Source organism: Chryseobacterium indologenes (assembly GCF_001295265.1).
GTDB lineage: Bacteria > Bacteroidota > Bacteroidia > Flavobacteriales > Weeksellaceae > Chryseobacterium > Chryseobacterium indologenes_A.
In genome coordinates this window covers 65,711-84,158 of record NZ_LJOD01000016.1, presented here as the reverse complement: position 1 = coordinate 84,158, position 18,448 = coordinate 65,711, and the positions used below count along the sequence as shown (strand labels likewise).

The following is an 18,448-nucleotide window of genomic DNA, read 5'->3' as shown; positions in this document are numbered from 1 at the left end:
TGAATTAATGCCAGATTTTTTACATCCAGATAAAGAAAACTACTCGCACGAAGAGCTAATGCAGGAGGAGCAGATCCGCCCCCAGAGTTTTAAAGACTTTGCGGGACAGAGAAAAACGTTGGAAAACCTTGAAGTTTTTGTATCGGCAGCCAAAAGACGTGGCGGCGCTCTCGACCATGTTCTTCTTCACGGTCCTCCGGGTCTGGGTAAAACCACTTTAGCGAATATTATTGCCAATGAACTTGGGGTAAACTGCAAGATCACTTCCGGTCCTGTACTGGATAAACCGGGAAGCCTGGCAGGACTGCTGACCAATCTGGAGGAAAATGATGTTCTTTTTATTGATGAAATTCACCGTCTTTCTCCGGTAGTGGAAGAATATCTTTATTCTGCCATGGAGGATTACAAAATTGATATTATGCTGGAAACCGGCCCAAATGCACGCAGCGTACAGATCGGGCTGAATCCTTTCACGCTGGTGGGTGCTACTACCCGAAGCGGAATGCTGACTAAGCCAATGCTGGCCAGATTCGGTATTCAAAGCAGGCTGGAATACTATTCTGTAGAGCTTTTATCTATGATTATTCAAAGAAGCTCAAGGGTTTTAGGCAGCATCATTTATGAGGATGCAGCAATAGAAATAGCCAGAAGAAGCCGCGGAACTCCGAGAATTGCCAATGCATTACTGAGAAGGGTACGTGATTTTGCTGAAATAAAAGGAAACGGGGAAATTGAAATCAACATTACAAAATATGCTCTGGATTCTCTTAATGTGGATGAGTTCGGTCTGGACGAAATGGATAACAAAATTATGCGTGTCATGATTGAAAATTTCAAAGGGAAGCCTGTTGGAATTTCTGCCCTGGCCACTTCTATCGGGGAAAATCCAGAAACCGTAGAAGAAGTGTATGAACCATTCCTGATTCAGGAGGGCTTTATCATCAGAACTCCAAGAGGAAGAGAAGTTACTGAAAAAGCGTATAAGCATTTAAATATTTCGAGACCTAAGAATCCGGGAGAGCTTTTCTGATTCACGGTTTTAGGTTTACTGGTCAGAGTTTAAAGTTAATGAGAAGTTATTAGTCTATGTTTATTCCTAAATTATACAGAAGTGAAGATCTTGATGTGATGAGAGCAATTATCCGCGAAAACTCTTTTGCTTTACTGATTTCCTCTGTTGATAAAATAAGAGCAACCCATTCTATGATGATGCTTAACGAAAATGATCCTGAAAATGTTTATATTGAAACTCATATTTCCAAAGCGAATCCTCAGGCGAAAACTTTAAAGGATGGTGATGAAGTGCTGTGTGATTTTTTAGGAGCTCATACTTATATTTCGAGCAGCTGGTATAATCATATCAATGTTTCAACATGGAACTATGAAGCGGTACAGATTTATGGAAAAGTACAGGTAATGAATTCTGAAGAGCTTTATCTGCATCTTGAAAAACTGACTTCCAAATATGAAAAATTTCAGCAGTGTCCGATGATAGTTAAAGATATGGGGCAGGAATTTGTGGAAAAGGAAATGAAGGGAGCTTCCGGACTGAAGATTATTCCCACGGAAATATTCATCAAGCAGAAGCTTTCGCAGAACAGAAAAGAAGACGATTTTCAAAGTATCATTTCACATCTTGAAAATTCTTCTGATATTTATGCAGCAAAGATTGCCGAAAAAATGAAATTAATAAAGAAATAATAATCAAAATATATATGAAGCTATATCCAATACAATGTGGAAAATTTAAACTGGATGGCGGTGCCATGTTTGGCGTCGTCCCAAAGAGTCTGTGGGAAAAAACGAATCCTGCAGACGAAAGAAACCTGATTGAGCTGGGAACCCGCTCGCTGCTTGTTGAAGACGGGAAAAAACTGATCCTGATAGACTGCGGTCTGGGCAATAAACAGGATGATAAATTCTTCGGCCATTACTCGCTCTGGGGTGATGATACCCTTGATAAGAATTTAAAAAAATTCGGTTTCATAAGAGAAGATATTACAGATGTTTTCCTTACCCACCTTCATTTTGACCACTGTGGAGGCGCTATTGAATGGAACGACGACAGAACGGGATACAGACCTGCCTTTAAAAATGCTCAGTTCTGGACTAATGAAAACCACTGGAAATGGGCTACAGAACCTAATGCAAGGGAAAAAGCCAGCTTTCTGAAAGAAAATATTATTCCGATGCAGGAAAGCGGACAGCTTAATTTTTTACCGCTTCCCGCCACAGGAAATTACGGATTTGCTCCTGACCTGAAAATGGACGTGATTTTTGTAGACGGACATACCGAAAAACAAATGCTTCCCGTAATCCAGTATCAGGAAAAAACAATTGTCTTTGCTGCGGATCTTATTCCTACTGCAGGACATATAAACCAGGTGTATGTAATGGGCTATGATACCAGACCTCTTCTGACCCTTGAAGAGAAAGGAAAATTTCTGAAACAGTGTATTGATAATGAATATTTACTGTTCTTTGAGCATGATGCTCATCATGAGCTGGCCAGCCTTAAAATGACAGAAAAAGGGGTAAGGCTTGATGAAACCTATAGCTTTAATGATGTTTTTGGATATTAATTTTTAATCATGGAAGAATTACATTCAGAAACACCGAAAGCAGAACCGGAACCATCACCCAAAGTCATTGGTCTCACCGGAGGAATAGGCTCCGGAAAGACGACGGTTGCCCGTTTTATTGAAGAATTTGGATTTCCTGTCTATTATTCGGATGACAGAGCCAAAAGTATCGTCAACGACAGTGAAGATTTAAAAATAAGGATCAAAGAATTGTTAGGAGAAGATGCCTATGATAAGAATGGTCTTTATGATCGCAAATTTGTAGCCGGAAAAGTATTCAACAATAAAGATCTGCTCCAGCAGCTAAACGAGATCATTCATCCTGCGGTAAGAATTGATTTTGAAGAGTGGGTAAAAAAACAGACCAAGTATCTGGTTTTTAAAGAAACAGCTCTTTTGTTTGAATTAAAACTTAACAGACAATGCTATAAGTCTCTTTTAGTAACGGCAGAAGATAATATCAGAATTAAAAGGGTAATGGACCGTGATGGCAAAACCTACCGCGAAGTAGAAGCTGTTATGGAGAAACAGATGCCTGAAAAAGATAAAATAAGACTGGCTGACTGTATCATCTACAACAATACCAATCTGGAAGATCTTAAAGAACAGACTGAAAAGATCATTTTTTCTATTGAATAAATATGTTCCTGTTAATTATTACAGGATTGAAAACCATAAAAAATAAGCTCTCATTTCTGAGAGCTTATTTTTTTAATCTAAGTTCGGGATAATGAAATCAGGATTAAGGAGGAAGATGGGAGTTACTTTTAGTTATATGTATCGGATGCCTCTGTAAAATCAAACTGTCTAAAAAAACAACCGCATTAGTTCACTGATCATCCGTCTCTTATTATTCAGCAAAAAATACTTTGAATGATCATCTCTCCTGTTTCAGCCTATGTCCCCCAAATTGGCCCTGATTTGCAGGTTTCCCATTACATCCGGAGGAAGGACTTCATATTTCATTTTAATAACCATAAAGCCATAAAAAAGCCCTCATTACTGAGGGCTCTTTATATTTGAAATTTATTGATTATTCTTTGATAAATTTCTTTTGTACGGTTTTACCGTTGTCATCAATATCAATTACATATACTCCGTTGATGAGTCTGCTTACATTGATCTGATTGTTTAACAGAATACCATCTGCGATCACCTGTCCTGCTGCATTGTAGATCTTATATTTTGCTTTTTTGCTGATATTTTTCACATACAATACTGAGCTTACAGGGTTTGGATAAATCATGATATCATCTTGGTTCAATGAATTAGGAACACCTTGTTTTGCAATTCTTACAGAATAGTCTTCCACTTCTCCGTTCTTCATATTCACACAGTTTACAGGAACACCATCTCTTGCCATTGCGACTCTCATTACTACATATTTATGAGTAGATGTGCTCACGAATGCATCAGCTGGTACACTGAATGTTCCTGATACAGGACTTGTTGTATTCGGTGGTGAAGTGAATACTCTTTCATCAATATCAAAGTATCCGTTTCTGTTGAAGTCAATCCAAACAGCGATACCTTCATCATGGTTGGTACCTGTCCATTTTTTCTCAATTGAAATCTCGTTTCCTGTAGATCCCTGAACAAGTTCAATGAAAGCACCCGGAACTCCTGTATAATCAGTGTAGCTTGATGCTCCGGATTCATTCTTCATTTCAGGTCTTCCGTTAGGTTTTACGGTAACTTTAGAAATATGTTCTCCTGTAGAGCTTTCTGCTCCCATCTGGCAGTAGATTACTGTTGGTGTTGTGAAATAGTACGGAGGAGTATAAGTTCCAGGGGTACCATTACATACATTCACTACCTGCATTTCATATCTCGTAAGTTCAGTTAATCCTGTGATTGTATAAGTAGGATTGATTGTTGTAACTGTTGTCCAGCTCGGAATTCCCACTTTTCTGTATCTAAGGATATAGGTTGCTCCAGTGAATCCTTCCCATACCACTTCAGCACTTGTAGGAGTAAGCTGTGTAATTGTTAATCCCGGAGGAGGAAGTTCACAAATTCTCTCTGTTGTAAATACTTTTGGATTAGAATATGGATTGATTCCTGATTCTCCATTACACTTGTTCGCCACTCTTACTTCATAAGTAGTATAAGGATCCAGATTGTTCAGCTGGTAGGTGTTGGTAGGAGGTACAATACCTGTAATCTGAGTCCAGGTTGTTGTTCCAACTTTTCTCCATTCAAAAACGTACGTTGAGCTTGCTACTACCGGTGCCCAGGTAATAAGGGCAGAGTTGGAAGTAATATTGCTTACCGTAACATTCGGAGGAGTAGGATCACATCTTGTTGTGAATGTCTTTATTGGTGTAAAGTTTCCAGTTACTCCACCGCAAACTGCAGCGATCTGAACTTCATAAGTTGTAGCATTTGCCAATCCTGTGATAACAAGCGGAACGTTATTCAGAACAGTAGAAGCATATACTTCTGTCCAGGCTCCCGGAGGAGGTCCCTGAGTTCTGTATCTTACAAGGTATGTAACAGTAGTTGCAGGACCTGTAAAGTTAATTGTTGCAGAGTTGTGTGTAGGTGTAATGTTAGGCTGGTTCGGAGTAGTTGTTGTACACGGTCTGATTCTTACCGCATAGTCTTCTACTTCTCCGTTGGCCGCATTCTGGCACATGGTTGGTGCGCTTCCACGCTTCAGCACCACTCTCATTGTTGTAGTATACTGTCCTACATAAGCATCATTCGGAACATTGAAAGTTCCTGTAACAGGAGTATTCGTATTTGATGGTGCAATAAGGATACGTTCACCTGTTTCAAACTGTCCGTTTCTGTTGAAATCGATCCAAGCTGTAACAGCATCACTGTTGGTTGCTGCTGTCCAGCCTTTAGCTACAGAAATTTTATTACCGACAGAACCTGCGTCAAGAGTGATCAGAGTTTCCGGTGTTGTGTAGCTGAAATAATTGGTCTGTACAGAAGTATTACTCATTACCGGCACACCAGGGTTAATAGAAGTAACAGTTACATTTGAAATGTGGTCGTTAGTTCCTGTACCTGTCATATCACAGTATGATAATGGCGGTGTAGTAAATTCTACTGAAGCAGAATATGCTCCCAGAGCAGCAGTACCACATTTGGTAGCTATCTGTACTTCATATTTAGTCTGTTCTAGCAGGCCAGTAATGGTATAGCTATTTCCTGGAGCAGGGACAGGGTTTATTGTTGCAATCCATCCTCCTCCTACTACTCTATATCTAAGTGAATAGGTAGCATTAGCTGCGGCTGTCCAATATACCGTAGCTGTGTTTGCAGTAAGGTTTGTTACTGTAATATTGGTAGGTGGGGCATTAGTACATGCCGGCTGGTCAACCAGTTTTACAGCATAGTCTTCTACTTCACCATAAGTAAATGTACCACAGGCAGCCGGTGCAGTACTTTCTCTAAGGGCTACACGCATACGGGTAGTAAGGGCACCACCATAAGCACCTTCTGCTACAGTTGGCACATAGAAGGTAGCGGTAACCGGAGAAGTTGTATTGCTTCCTGAAGTTAAAACCTTTTCAGAAGGCTCAAATACTCCGTTTCTGTTAAAGTCAATCCATACCCCGGTTGCAAAAGACCATTGGTAATCCGGCCATGCTTTGGTAATTGAAATGGTATTATTATTTAATCCTCTTGATAAAGTAATAAGTCTTGCAGGATCTGTTGTATAATCTGTATAGTTACTGAAACCAGAATTACTTGTCACTGGTATTCCTCCTGTTGGATTTACTACAACTTTACTGATGTATCCATCAATGGTGGCACTTGTAGAAGCAGCAGCACAATATGTAATAGGAGGAGTTGTGAAAAACACACCTGGAGAGAATGCTCCCTGGCTGCCATTACATTTTGTTGCGATCTGAACTTCATACTGTGTCTGTTCTAAAAGACCGGTAAGAGGCCAGCTTGATGTGAGAGGCGTATTTATCTGAACCTGTGTCCAAGGACCATTAGGTGCTACTCTGTATTGCAGAACGTATGTTGCCCCAAGGGTAGGTGTCCAGCTTACATTAGCTGAAGTAGGTGTAATACCAGTTACCGCAATATTGGCAGGCGGCGCAGCAGAACACGGCTGAAGAGCTTCACTTACCAATACCAGTTTCGGGATATTAGCATATCTGCTGGTTGCTGTTGGCGGAGCAGCAGGATCCGGGTTGGTACTATCTTCGTAGAAAAGAATACCTCTGTTGGTTCCGGCAGCATAATTCCCCCAGGTAGCACCCGGAGATGAGGTATAGCCCGGAGAGTTTTCATCTACAGCGATGACAATGTTACTTGTTCCATCCCAAACAAACGGGTTGCTCAGAGGTATGGTCACCCAGGTCCCCTCATTCATAGTAGGTAGAGTTCCCGTATATACCTGTTTTAAATTAGCCAAAGGCACCCAGCTTGTTGTAGTGGCAAAGTTATTCTGAGTGGTATTCCCCATATAAACCGTCCAGTCATTATAGTTGGTTTGAGGGGTTGAAGTTGTTGCTACATAGAATTTAATAGCTGTAATATAGCTGTTGGTACCGGCAGCCGTTACTTCAGCTGCAGTATAAATCTGCTGGGAGTAGTTGTATCCATAATATGAATAATCCGGTAATACCCCAGTAAGGTTTCCTTGCCCGATTTGTCCGGTCATGAATGAAGGACCAGCTGCCCAGGCACTTTTATCTGTACCGGAACAAACTGATCTTACCCACCAGTAATATGTGGCACCAGTAGTTAATCCAGGAAGGTTAACCGTAGTACCAGCAAAAGGAGTACCTGATACACCCGCTGCAGGAGGTGTATTGGTTGTACTATAATAATATTCATAACCATTAGCCGGAGCTGTTCCCTGAGGAGCCCATGAAAGGCTTGCAGAATTAGCGCCTACTGTAGGAACTGCCAATGATATAGGGAAGAGACACGAAGGTACTGAGAGTGAGATATTATCAATAGATGCCGGAGGATTTGATCCATCTGAAGTATCATTAACCCATTCAAATACAAGACGCATAGTACCACCAGCAAATGTATTAATAGCTAAGTTGCTGGTAGAATAAGTTTGCCAGGTTGACTGAAGTTCAAAACGTCCACCACTTACCAGTGTTCTTCCGGTTCCGGTAGTAATTGCCGTTCCCGGGGTAAGAGTATATGTGGTAGGAACCAGCCATACTCTTAAATAATCATAGGTGGATTCTCCGTTAGCTTTCCAGTCAAACGAAAAGTTACCAATAACAGATCCTGCAGGAATGGTAATATCCCTATAGGCAAAAGTAACACTTTTGGTACCGTTGTCATAAACATTACTAGCTCCATCATCATTAGAAATGAAAAGGGAGTTTCCGGGATTTCCGACTACGTTACCGTGTACCCATTTGTTAACCTGGGTACCATTCAGAATTGTGAAATCATTACCTGCCGTAAAGTCCTGGCTATAGGGTAATGTCGCGGGTGTCTGACCATAGAGCTCTGATACAAAGCCAATGTTTATCAAACACAGAAGAAGTATTAAAGAAGTAAAGAGTTTCTTCATAATGTTCTCATTATTATATTAATCATACAAATCTAATCATTTTTCATTACTAATCTCACAGGAACAAGTATTTTTTTTGTAAAATTTTCATAATATTTGTTTTTACATCATAAAATAAAAAATCCCCGGATTTACCGGGGATTAACGTTATTTCAAGCGAATCAGTTACTTTTTGATAAATTTAGATCGGAATTGCTCTTTTCCATTATCATCTATTGTGATCACATATCCGCCTTTAATTAAAGAGGAAACATTGATCTTTCCGCTGTTGATATTTCCATCACTTACAAGCTGGCCGGCTGCATTATAAATTTTATATGCTGCTTTATCCGAAACTTTTGTTACGTTAAGAATATCACTTACCGGATTAGGATAGATCTGGATTCCGTCATTGGCTTTTTTAATGTCACTTGTTCCTAAATTTGGTGAAGTTACCACTACGTTGTAGTCTTCAACTTCTCCGTATAAACCTACAGTACCGCATGGAGCAGTAGAAATTACATAGCCTGGAGTCTGGTAATAGAACACACTGGCTCTCATTCTTAATCCCTGTCCTATAACAGCATTGGCAGGAACTGTAAATGATGAAGTAACAGGGTTCTGTGTATTGGTTGTTGCATTAGAAACCATTAAAACTCTTTCACTATCTTCGAAGCTTCCGTTTCTGTTAAAGTCGATCCAGGCAGTTACCATTTCAGGAACAGCACCGGTTGTCCATCCTTTTGTAATAGAAAGTGTATATTGGGTACCTGCTACCAAATTGATCTGCAATGCAGGATTCGTAGTATAATTGGTATACACACTAGGACCAGAAGGGTTGCTTGTTATATTTGATAATGATATGTTAGCGATGTGGTCATCTGTTCCGTTTCCGGATTGTACATTACAATATACAAGACCTGGTGTTGTAAATCCTGAAGGTGCAGAATAGGTTCCAGTAGTTCCAGAGCAGACTGTTGCAACCTGTACTTCATATGCAGTTCCATCAACAAGGTTTGGCAGCGTTACTGTATTTGAAGTTGTATTGATTGTTTGCCATGTTGTCTCACTTACCTTCTTATATCTCACGACATACGTAGCTGTTGGTACAGGCGCCCATGTTACTGCAGCTGAGCTAGGAGTAATATTACTCACACTTATACCAACCGGCGCAGTACCATCACAAGCAATTAAAGTAACGACATTAATTGCTTTAACAGCATAGAATACATTACCTATTGAGGAAATTCTCAATTTAATGGTCTGGCCGTTCAATGAGGAAGGGAAAGAAAACACTTCTGAACCATCATTGGCTGTTGAATTTGAAAGAACAGTCCATGATGTTCCATTGTCTGTTGTATAATCAATTTTAACATTCGCAGAGTTGTATGGAGCAGCTGTTGTATTGGCCACATCCCATTCAACGGCAGTTGGTGAATTATGATATACGTACTGAGTATTCACTTTAAATGGTCCGTCATTTCCTACCACAATGGTTTGTGTACCATAATTAGTCTGCTGTTCTGCCGGGTTTGGATTATTATCTCTTACAGTTACAGCAAAGTTGGTCGTTCTTGCCACTTTAGAAACAGATTCCCAACCGTTGTTTGAATTATCCAATACTCCGGCAAGTACTGAAGATAATTTAGGGAAATATCTTGTAGGGCTTGTACTGGCCGGCTGCGATCTGAATGTAGCCCCTGAAGTGGTATTCCCGAGATTATTTTTATCAATAACAAGCGCAGCATTATCAATCTGCTCCCAAATATAGGTAAGCGCATCATTTTCCTGATCGGTAGCAGAAGCTGTTAATACGAATGCTGTTCCTTTAGGAATATTATAAGTAGGTAATGCAGCAACAACAGGAGGGTTATTGGTAACCGGAGTTTCTATATCACATAGCTTGTTGGTAAGATTGGTTTGAATCTGCTGAATGCTCACATGATGAAAAAACGGATCGGAATGAGGCTGAACATCTGTATTAGCACCTGTAATTCCTGCATACCCCATAATAGTGGTTCCGGAGCCTGGTTCAACATTCTTTCCTGCACTTTCCAGGGTATGGGCAAAGGTATGATTAGCTCCCAGCTGGTGCCCCATCTCATGAGCTACAAAATCAATATCAAAATTATCCCCTACCGGGCTTGTACTCTGAGTAAAGGCAGACCCTTTTGCTCTGTCTGTAGTGGAAACCGGAGATATACATACGCAGCCGATACATCCGGCATTTCCGTTATTTCCGGCAGCATTAAATACGTGGCCTATATCATAGTTTTCGTTGCCTACCAATGATGTAAGCGTCTGCTGCAGCTGTAAATTTAAATTGTTTGAATAAGGATCTGAAGTTGCATCCGTAAAAATAATATTCTCAAAATCCTGAACATTTAAGTGAAGCGCAAGATCTTTTTCAAATACTGCATTTACTCTTGTCATTGTAGCATTCATTGCCTGAAGTGCCAACTGCTTGGTACCTCCATGAAAAGTAGTATATTCTCCTGTAGCCGAAAGAGCCAGTCTCATTGTACGGTACTTCTTGTCAGAACTTCTGGAGAAATCTGTCGGCTGGTTGCTGAAAGTCTGCCCGGATCTGAACATCTGTTCTATCTGATGAACTTCATTTGGGTTTTCCGATGTAGTACATACAAAACTTTTACCTTCCGTGTTTACCGTTTTAGGATGAACTCCGTAAAGTGTTTTATCTGCATTCTGCGGATCGATGAATTCATATTCTCCTCCTTTGATAATCATAGACTGGAAATCATTCGGAGCCAATGAGAATCTCAGGTATTTTCCCGGATCATCAATCCCAACTCCCACATAGGAACCCAAATTATATCTGTCCGCAAGAGATTTTACAAAAACCGGAAAACTGTACACATTAAATTTTTCTATTTTCCCGCTTAATGTTGGAATGGAGATAACCACAGGCTTACTCCCTTTTCCCATTTCCTGAGCATTTTTAAGCTGCTCCCTTAGTAAATTGATATCCAGTTTGAAACTCTGCCTCACCATTCCCGTAGGTGACTTCAGATCAATTGACCTGACCTTTGTTTCCGGTCTGGCAGGAGACCATTGCGCAAGGGCTGTACCTCCTATCAAACTTAAACATAAAGTAGTAATAAGTTTTTTCATAAATTACTTTTTAACAAATTCATATCCAGCAAAAATATAAAAAATATTCAACGAAAAAACTTAAAATCCTATTTAAACATCAAAATAACCGTTTTTTAACAAACAAAACAACAACAAACCTATAAAAACACACAAACAACAACATCCAACTTAAATTAAAAAAAATCAACACTTTAAAACAAATACCCAATTACATTGACAAAAAAATACCATAAATGCCAATTTATTTCTATCACAGGAAAACGCAATATCTTTCACTCTATCCATAAAAAAAACAAAACTCCGGTGCTTCCGGAGTTCTGTTTTTTTATACCATTTTCATTTTAAAACTTATAGGCTATGTTCCATGCAAAACCCATATTGAATTTGGAAGAGCTTCGGCCAAATCCGGGGATAATCATTGGTGATATATTATCCTGCTTAGAGGTATATACAAGGTATCTTGGCTGGAGATTGACGTCAATATAAAAATCAGATTCGAACAGCTGAACTCTGCCCCCCAATGTTCCTTCCAGCCAGAAAGAAGACTGGGAAGAGGACGGAAATGCTACAGAAGAAGTACTTCCGCCAAATCCACGCACCGGGATCGCCATATATTCCTGGTTATAAAAGGCTCCTCCTGCTTTACCTCCGGCATAGAAACCATTGAATGCATTTTCCGGATCTTTTGCCAGCATATAAAAGGCTCCCAGTTTTACAAAAGGGCCGCTTGCCTTTGCATCATATCCATTTTTCTGATAGACATTTTTTTCAAAACCGGCTTCGGCAATGGCATGAATATTTTCTTTTATCCTGGAGGAGATAAACCCCTGATACAGCATACGGTCTGAAAAAAAAGATACTCCTGTATTCAGCGCATCAAGACCTACCATGAAATTAGGCTCGTATTTCCACTTGGTTTTCTTCACTTCTTTTTCTTCCTGAGCCAGTGTCAGTATCCCGATCAGGCTAAAAAAGAAGGTAAATATTAGTCTTGTCTTCATTCTCTATTTGATTTTGTACTACTTCCGTTCCATTGACAGGATCAGCGGTTATTAATTCTGCATTTAGATTCTCATAGGATTTTTTTACACCGCACCCCGGAGATACATAAGTTGCTTTTGTGGTATAACTGATTCTTATCTGAGATTCTTTTCCCTTTTCTTCCCTTCTGAGATAAATATCCGTATACGGGCTATCATCTACTCTTAAGGGAGCAAGTATGGTCTCAACATTCTGTTGTCTTCCCAATTCTACTTTTCCGGAACCATAGTCTACTGCAACATAGACATTTTCCAAGGGAATAATCTTACCGGTTGCTTTAGATTTGAAGCCTATTTTCATTCGGGGAGTTCCCTCTCCGCTTTCGCATATGTCATCGTCTCCCCCGCATGACCAGATCATACAAAGGCCGCATAATACTATAAGATATCTTAGGTATTTCATATTGTTATTTTGGATCTAATGCTTTTTCAATTCTGAAAACAAGGTCTTCATAGTGGTACTTATTGACTGTATCAGGATCTGCTTTTACTGAAAGCTCTTTTTTTATTGTATTTAAATTTCCTCTTGCAATAGCGGCAACATCAGATTTATCTGAAACTTTTGTATCAACAAGTTTAATCAGGCTGTCTATATAATTTCGCTGCAGGTTTCTTCCATATACATCCGGACTCTGTTTTCTGATAATTGAATTATTAAGGTCTGACAGTAGATTAACCACGGAATAGGTATTCTGATCTACCGCTTCCATCTGGTACATATTCTGTAATACAAAAGGGCTTAAAATTCTTGTAAGAACTCCATTCTGAATTTCTTCAACTGTTTTTACCGGTGTCTTTCCTGTTTTTTCAAATATCTCTTTTTTAATCAGCCACTGCGGTGTTGTAAAAACATTTTCTTCTAAAAATCTCATGGCTTCCTGCTGATCTTTTTTAGCAACAGCTTCATACACTGCTCCGGACTGTTCTGCTGTTTTAGGAGTTTCCATCTGGCCTCCAATATATTTTGAAACATGTCCCGTATATCTTCTGAATTGTGATACAACCTGATCATACATCATTCCAAGGTTTTCATAATCTTCATTCGGGGTAGCCGTCCATTTGTCCAGGTTATCTATAATTCTCTTCAGATTTTTAATTCCGTAAGTACTGGCAAGCATGGCATTGTCACCAACCTGTTCACTCTGCGATCTTGGATCTAAAGGATTGCTTTCTGTACCAAACCAAAGCCTTTCATTCTTCAGGTTTTTAATGACCCATTTATTCAGATGTTCTTTTTCTGCATCCGGAGTGTTATACTGATAGAATCTTCTGTATCCCCATTCAATGGCCCAGTCGTCATAGTCACCAATTCTCGGCATAATTCCGGAATCCCCGATATTATCTTCCGGCTGTGCAACATAATTGAATCTCGCATAATCCATAATGGAAGGGGTGTGCCCATTTTTTTCCAGCCATTTTTTATCTCTCAGCTTTTCAACCGGCACGGTAGAACTTGAGCCAAAATTATGCCTTAGTCCTAAAGTATGCCCTACTTCATGAGAAGAAACGAAACGAATCAGTTCTCCCATCAGCTTATCATCAAATTTTACTTTTCGGGCTCTTTCATCATTAGGAGCTGCCTGTACAAAATACCAGTTTCTCAGCAGAAGCATTACATTATGATACCAGTTGATATGACTTTCCAGAATTTCTCCTGTTCTCGGATCTGAAATTGAAGGTCCTGAAGCGTTCGGAACGTCTGAAGGTTTATAAACAATGGCAGAGAACCTTGCATCTTCGAGACTCCATTCTGAATCTGTTTTAGGATCCGGAACTTTTGCATACACTGCATTTTTAAAACCAGCTTTTTCAAAAGCCTTTTGCCAGTCATTCACTCCCTGAATCAGATAAGGAACCCATTTTTTAGGTGTTGCAGGATCTATATAGAATACGATAGGCTTTGCAGGCTCTACCAATTCTCCTCTTTTATATTTTTCAAGGTCCTGAGGTTTAGGTTCCAGTCTCCATCTTTTGACCAGAGAGATTCTTTTTACTCCCTGAGGGTCTAAATCGAAGTCTGTATAGCCTACTGCAAAATATCCTACTCTTGGATCAAAATAACGTGCCTGCATTTTGTTTTCCGGCAGAAGCACAAATGATGAGTTGATCTCTACGGTATAGTTTCCGCTTACTTTCGGGATATCGGCAGGCGGAGTTCCCGGCAGCGGTTTTCCTAAAGTACGTGCAAAAGTTTTAGTGGTATTGACTTCAATATTTCCAGGGAATGATTTTACGAAGTTGACAAAAGACATATCTTTCTGAAATGCCCCTACTTTAAATGCATCTTTATTTCTTACGGAGAAAGAAACCATTTCATTGTCAGAATTCAGAAGATCTGTTACTTCAATTACCGAAGATTTTTTATCATTACCGTACGTTTTTACATCAAAAGATTTAATGATAGACTGTACGTTATTTCTGATCACGGAATTATACATATCTGATGTAGAATCTTTTGCATAGTCTACATACGAAATAGATCTCAGAAGGATTTTATCTTTAGGGCCTTTTTCAAAGGCAACCACCTGCTGACCAATCTGGTCTCCGGCATAACCGGTAGTTCCCGAGCGCATTCCAGCTGCTGCTTTGGTAAGTCTGGTCACTAAAAGAAATTCCTTTTTCAACATTTTATCAGGAATTTCAAAATAATATTTGTCTTCAATTTTATGAACGGTGAAAACACCCTGATCTGAAACTGCCTTATCGGTAATGATCTCTTTATAGGATTTCATCGCCGGTTTCTTTTTCGGATCATCTTTTTTTACTTTGGCTGTATCTGTTTTTACTGCAGCAGAATCTTTCTCTTGTGCTTTCAATCCACCCTGCCCTAATGTCAGCGCCAGTATAATGAATGCGGTATTCCTAAGGTTTTTCACTTCTTTCATTTAAAATTTCAGGTTATATTTTCAAGTTTAAATCGTTATTTTTTGATCAGCAGGGCAATATTTTCAACATGGTGCGTCTGTGGGAACATATCTACAGGTAGTATTTTAACCAGGGTATAGTGTTCTTTCATCAATGCAAGGTCTCTGGCTTGTGTTGCAGAGTTACAGCTTACATACACTACTTTTTCCGGTGAAAGCTTCAGAATCTGCTCTACAACTTTCTGGTGCATCCCGTCTCTTGGCGGATCTGTAATCAGAACATCGGCTTTAGGGTGATTTTTCAGGAACTCATCATTGAAAATATCTTTCATATCTCCACAATAGAAAGTACAGTTATCAAGACCATTGAGCTCTGCATGTTCAATTGCTGCATCAATTGCCTCCTGAACAGATTCTATCCCGATAACCTGTTTAGCATTTCTTGCTACATATTGAGCAATAGTTCCTGTTCCGGTATACAGGTCGTATACAACTTCTGTTCCTTTCAGGTCAGCAAATTCCAGAGTTTTTCTGTATAATTCAAGTGCCTGTTTATAATTGGTCTGGAAAAAGGATTTCGGACCTATTTTAAATTTAAGCCCGTCCATTTCTTCCATCAAATAGCCTTCACCAGAGTAAACATTAATATCCAGATCGTAAATAGAATCATTGGGTTTTGGATTGATGGCATACACCAGTGTTTTGATCTGAGGGAATTTCTCCAGTAAAAACTCAAAAAGTTTTTCCCGGCTTTCTTTTTCTTCCTGATAAAGCTGGAACAATACCATCCATTCTCCTTTAGAGTTCTGTCTCATCATCAGGGTTCTCAGGAAACCCGCATGATTTTTAACATCAAAAAATTCAAGGCCGTTATTGTCACTGTATTCTTTTACAGCCAATCTTATAGCATTGGAAGGATCTTCCTGAAGGAAACATTCTTTAAGATCAAGAATTTTGCTCCACATTCCCGGGATGTGAAAGCCAAGGGCATTTTTATCATTGATATCTTCTTGTGAGTTTACTTCATCCAATGTCAGCCAGCGTGCATTGGAAAAAGAAAATTCCATTTTGTTTCTATAGAAATATTGTTCTTCAGAGCCCAGAATCGGTACGGTTACAAAATCATCAATTCCGCCAATTCTTTTGATATTGTTATAGACTTCTTCCTGTTTGAAATCCAGTTGTTTTTCATAGCTCATATTCTGCCATTTACATCCACCGCAGGCCCCGAAATGAATACATCTAGGTTCTGTTCTGAAAGGGGATTCTTCTACAATTTCTATCGCTTCGGCTTCAAAATATTTGGATTTAGCCTTCTTTACCCTGGCATTTACTAAGTCTCCCGGCACAGCTCCTGAAACCAGCACTGTTTTACCTTCCTCCGTTTTCCCTATGGCTACTCCTTTAGCCCCTGCAGCCATAAGTCTGATATTTTCAAGAATTATATTCTTTTTCTTTTTCATCCGTAAAATTCAATTTTTTCTAATACTGGATGGAATCTTTCGGTCTCATCCCTCAATTTCTATTTTTCTAAATCATAAAACCTTCCGGCTTTATCCCGCAAAAATACAATAAAAAAAAACCTTATCCGAGGATAAGGTTTTCATGTATGTTAAAGTTTACTATTTTACAGGTGCAGGCTGCGGATTTGCAGGTTGTGCAGGTTGTGCAGGCTGTGAAGGATCAACCATCATTCCTCCAGGCTGAAGCTGAATGTTAGGATTTACTTTAGGTGCTGTAAGACCTGTCTGCTTATCCAGAATATTTACCAGTTCCTGTTCTCCGATATTTACGAAAGATCTGCTGGCAATTTTACCGTCTTTATCAATCACTACAAAACATGGAAGTTTAAATCCATAGATTCCGTATTTTTTGGCAACATCTGAGTTCAGGCCTCCTTCTCCGTATACATTTACTCCCGGAATACCTTTCAGAAGAGCGTTGCTTGTTTTGATAAACTGATCTTTTGTATCGTCCAGGTTTACAAATACAAAGTTCATTTTAGATTTATAGAAGTTCACCACTTCTTTTAGGATCGGCACAGTAGCTTCTGCGATGTAAGGATTCCATGATGCATAGAATACAAGCATTGCAGGCTTTCCTTTTGTTTCTGAAATCTTATATGATTTACCGTCCTGTTTAATTAATGAGGCATCCGGAGCTGCTTCTCCAACTTTCACACCTGTTATTGCCAGATGAAGATCTTTTAAGCTCTTTTTAATTCCGCTATCCTTGATTTCTTCATCAATGATCTTAGAAACTCTGTCCAGCGCTTTAGGATCTGCTCCCGGACGCATATCCTGAGCTGCGATAAATGAAAGAAGGTAATCTTTCTTCGTCTGTGGTACATCTTTCTGGTTTTTCAAAAACTGAGTGAATAATTCAGTTAACGTCACCCCTGGATTATTAGCTACTTTTGGTTCTGCAAATTTCTGGAAATCAGAATTATATTTGTTTAATAAATAGCTTCTGTAAATAGGGCTTGTTTTCAGCATTTTATCTTTATTCTCCTGCAGTTTCTCTTCATAGTCGGTAAAAGCTTTTGTAACTTTAAAAGCCGGACCTTCAGACATTTTCTTCATCATTTCATACTGAGCCATAATGGTAAGAACTGTACTGGAAACATCTATTTTCTTCCACTCTACAATATCGTTATCAGGATTGAATTTCTTAATGTTCTCATCAATATTTTTCTTGATGTCACTATCTATTTTCTGAACTCCCTGAAGAAATGTTTTTTCGTCTTTTCTCATCAGCTCAGGAACGTTCGCCTTCTGTGCATAGGTTCCCAGATATTTTTGGGTTGCTACAAAGAAATCGTTGTTCTTTTTAGCATCACCGGTAATTACATATTCCATAGGGAATGTGGCACCGTTACCGGAAATATTTAAATTTTGTCCTGCTTTTAAATAGATCAGATTTCTTTTCTCTCCGTAAGAAATCTCATACATCCCGTCTTTCGGGGCATTAAAGGAACCGGAAAAATTTCCGTTTTTATCTAATCCTAAATTCACCAAAGGTAAAGTAGCAACACCTGAAGCTTCTATCAGCTCTATTCTTTCCAATGGTGATCCACCTGTGATCTTTCCTTTTACTTCAACTTTTTTTGAACAAGACACCGCAAAAACCGCGATGATAAACAATAAAAGATATTTTTTCATTTCAATTTTTAATATTACACAAAAATACGTTTTTTAGGGCTTGCTAATTCACCCTGATTATTTTTTTTGAAAAATTTATGATCCCTCTCAAAAAGAAGTTTTTCAATTATTTTATCTTTCTGCGTATGAACGGCAAAGGGTATTTATAAATTTCCATAAAAACAATTCAAATACCCTCCAAATATATACTTATTAA

The 18,448-nt window shown here is 39.1% G+C and carries 11 protein-coding genes; 4 read left to right on the top strand and 7 right to left on the bottom strand.

What is annotated here, in order from left to right; all coding sequences use genetic code 11:
* Positions 1 to 7: 7 nt before the first annotated feature.
* The 4 genes from ruvB to coaE are packed head-to-tail and all read left to right on the top strand — an operon-like array spanning position 8 to position 3,221.
* Entirely contained in the window at positions 8 to 1,030 is a 1,023-nt protein-coding gene (gene ruvB / locus AOB46_RS19095; RefSeq protein WP_062702373.1) for a Holliday junction branch migration DNA helicase RuvB, read from the top strand.
* 56 nt (positions 1,031 to 1,086) lie between these two features.
* Complete coding sequence (locus AOB46_RS19090) at positions 1,087 to 1,701, top strand: FMN-binding negative transcriptional regulator (RefSeq protein ID WP_062702371.1); 615 nt, start codon at positions 1,087 to 1,089, stop codon at positions 1,699 to 1,701.
* A 14-nt stretch (positions 1,702 to 1,715) separates the two neighbouring features.
* Entirely contained in the window at positions 1,716 to 2,582 is an 867-nt protein-coding gene (locus tag AOB46_RS19085; protein WP_062702369.1) for an MBL fold metallo-hydrolase, read from the top strand.
* 9 nt (positions 2,583 to 2,591) lie between these two features.
* On the top strand, positions 2,592 to 3,221 hold the full coding sequence (gene coaE, locus AOB46_RS19080; protein WP_062702367.1) for a dephospho-CoA kinase: 630 nt from the start codon (positions 2,592 to 2,594) through the stop codon (positions 3,219 to 3,221).
* A 394-nt stretch (positions 3,222 to 3,615) separates the two neighbouring features.
* Here coaE and AOB46_RS19075 read toward each other — a convergent pair whose 3' ends face one another.
* The 7 genes from AOB46_RS19075 to AOB46_RS19045 all read right to left on the bottom strand — a co-directional run bounded on the left by AOB46_RS19075 (position 3,616) and on the right by AOB46_RS19045 (position 18,252).
* Positions 3,616 to 8,094, bottom strand: a complete 4,479-nt coding sequence (locus AOB46_RS19075) for a GEVED domain-containing protein (RefSeq protein ID WP_062702366.1) — start codon at positions 8,092 to 8,094, stop codon at positions 3,616 to 3,618.
* Between the two features lie 165 nt (positions 8,095 to 8,259).
* Complete coding sequence (locus AOB46_RS19070) at positions 8,260 to 11,205, bottom strand: reprolysin-like metallopeptidase (RefSeq protein WP_062702364.1); 2,946 nt, start codon at positions 11,203 to 11,205, stop codon at positions 8,260 to 8,262.
* Between the two features lie 323 nt (positions 11,206 to 11,528).
* The gene (locus tag AOB46_RS19065) at positions 11,529 to 12,188 is read right to left on the bottom strand and encodes a DUF6048 family protein (protein ID WP_062702362.1); all 660 of its coding nucleotides are present in this window, start codon (positions 12,186 to 12,188) and stop codon (positions 11,529 to 11,531) included.
* Positions 12,154 to 12,630, bottom strand: a complete 477-nt coding sequence (locus tag AOB46_RS19060; protein ID WP_062702360.1) for a DUF6452 family protein — start codon at positions 12,628 to 12,630, stop codon at positions 12,154 to 12,156. Before AOB46_RS19060 ends, AOB46_RS19065 begins: the two co-directional genes overlap by 35 nt.
* A 4-nt stretch (positions 12,631 to 12,634) precedes the next feature.
* On the bottom strand, positions 12,635 to 15,112 hold the full coding sequence (locus AOB46_RS19055; protein WP_062702358.1) for a zinc-dependent metalloprotease: 2,478 nt from the start codon (positions 15,110 to 15,112) through the stop codon (positions 12,635 to 12,637).
* 35 nt (positions 15,113 to 15,147) lie between these two features.
* Positions 15,148 to 16,554 (bottom strand): 23S rRNA (uracil(1939)-C(5))-methyltransferase RlmD, encoded by a 1,407-nt coding sequence (rlmD, locus tag AOB46_RS19050; RefSeq protein ID WP_062702356.1) that lies wholly within the window; start codon positions 16,552 to 16,554, stop codon positions 15,148 to 15,150.
* A 159-nt stretch (positions 16,555 to 16,713) separates the two neighbouring features.
* Positions 16,714 to 18,252, bottom strand: a complete 1,539-nt coding sequence (locus AOB46_RS19045; RefSeq protein WP_062702354.1) for a TlpA family protein disulfide reductase — start codon at positions 18,250 to 18,252, stop codon at positions 16,714 to 16,716.
* Between the last annotated feature and the right edge of the window lie 196 nt (positions 18,253 to 18,448).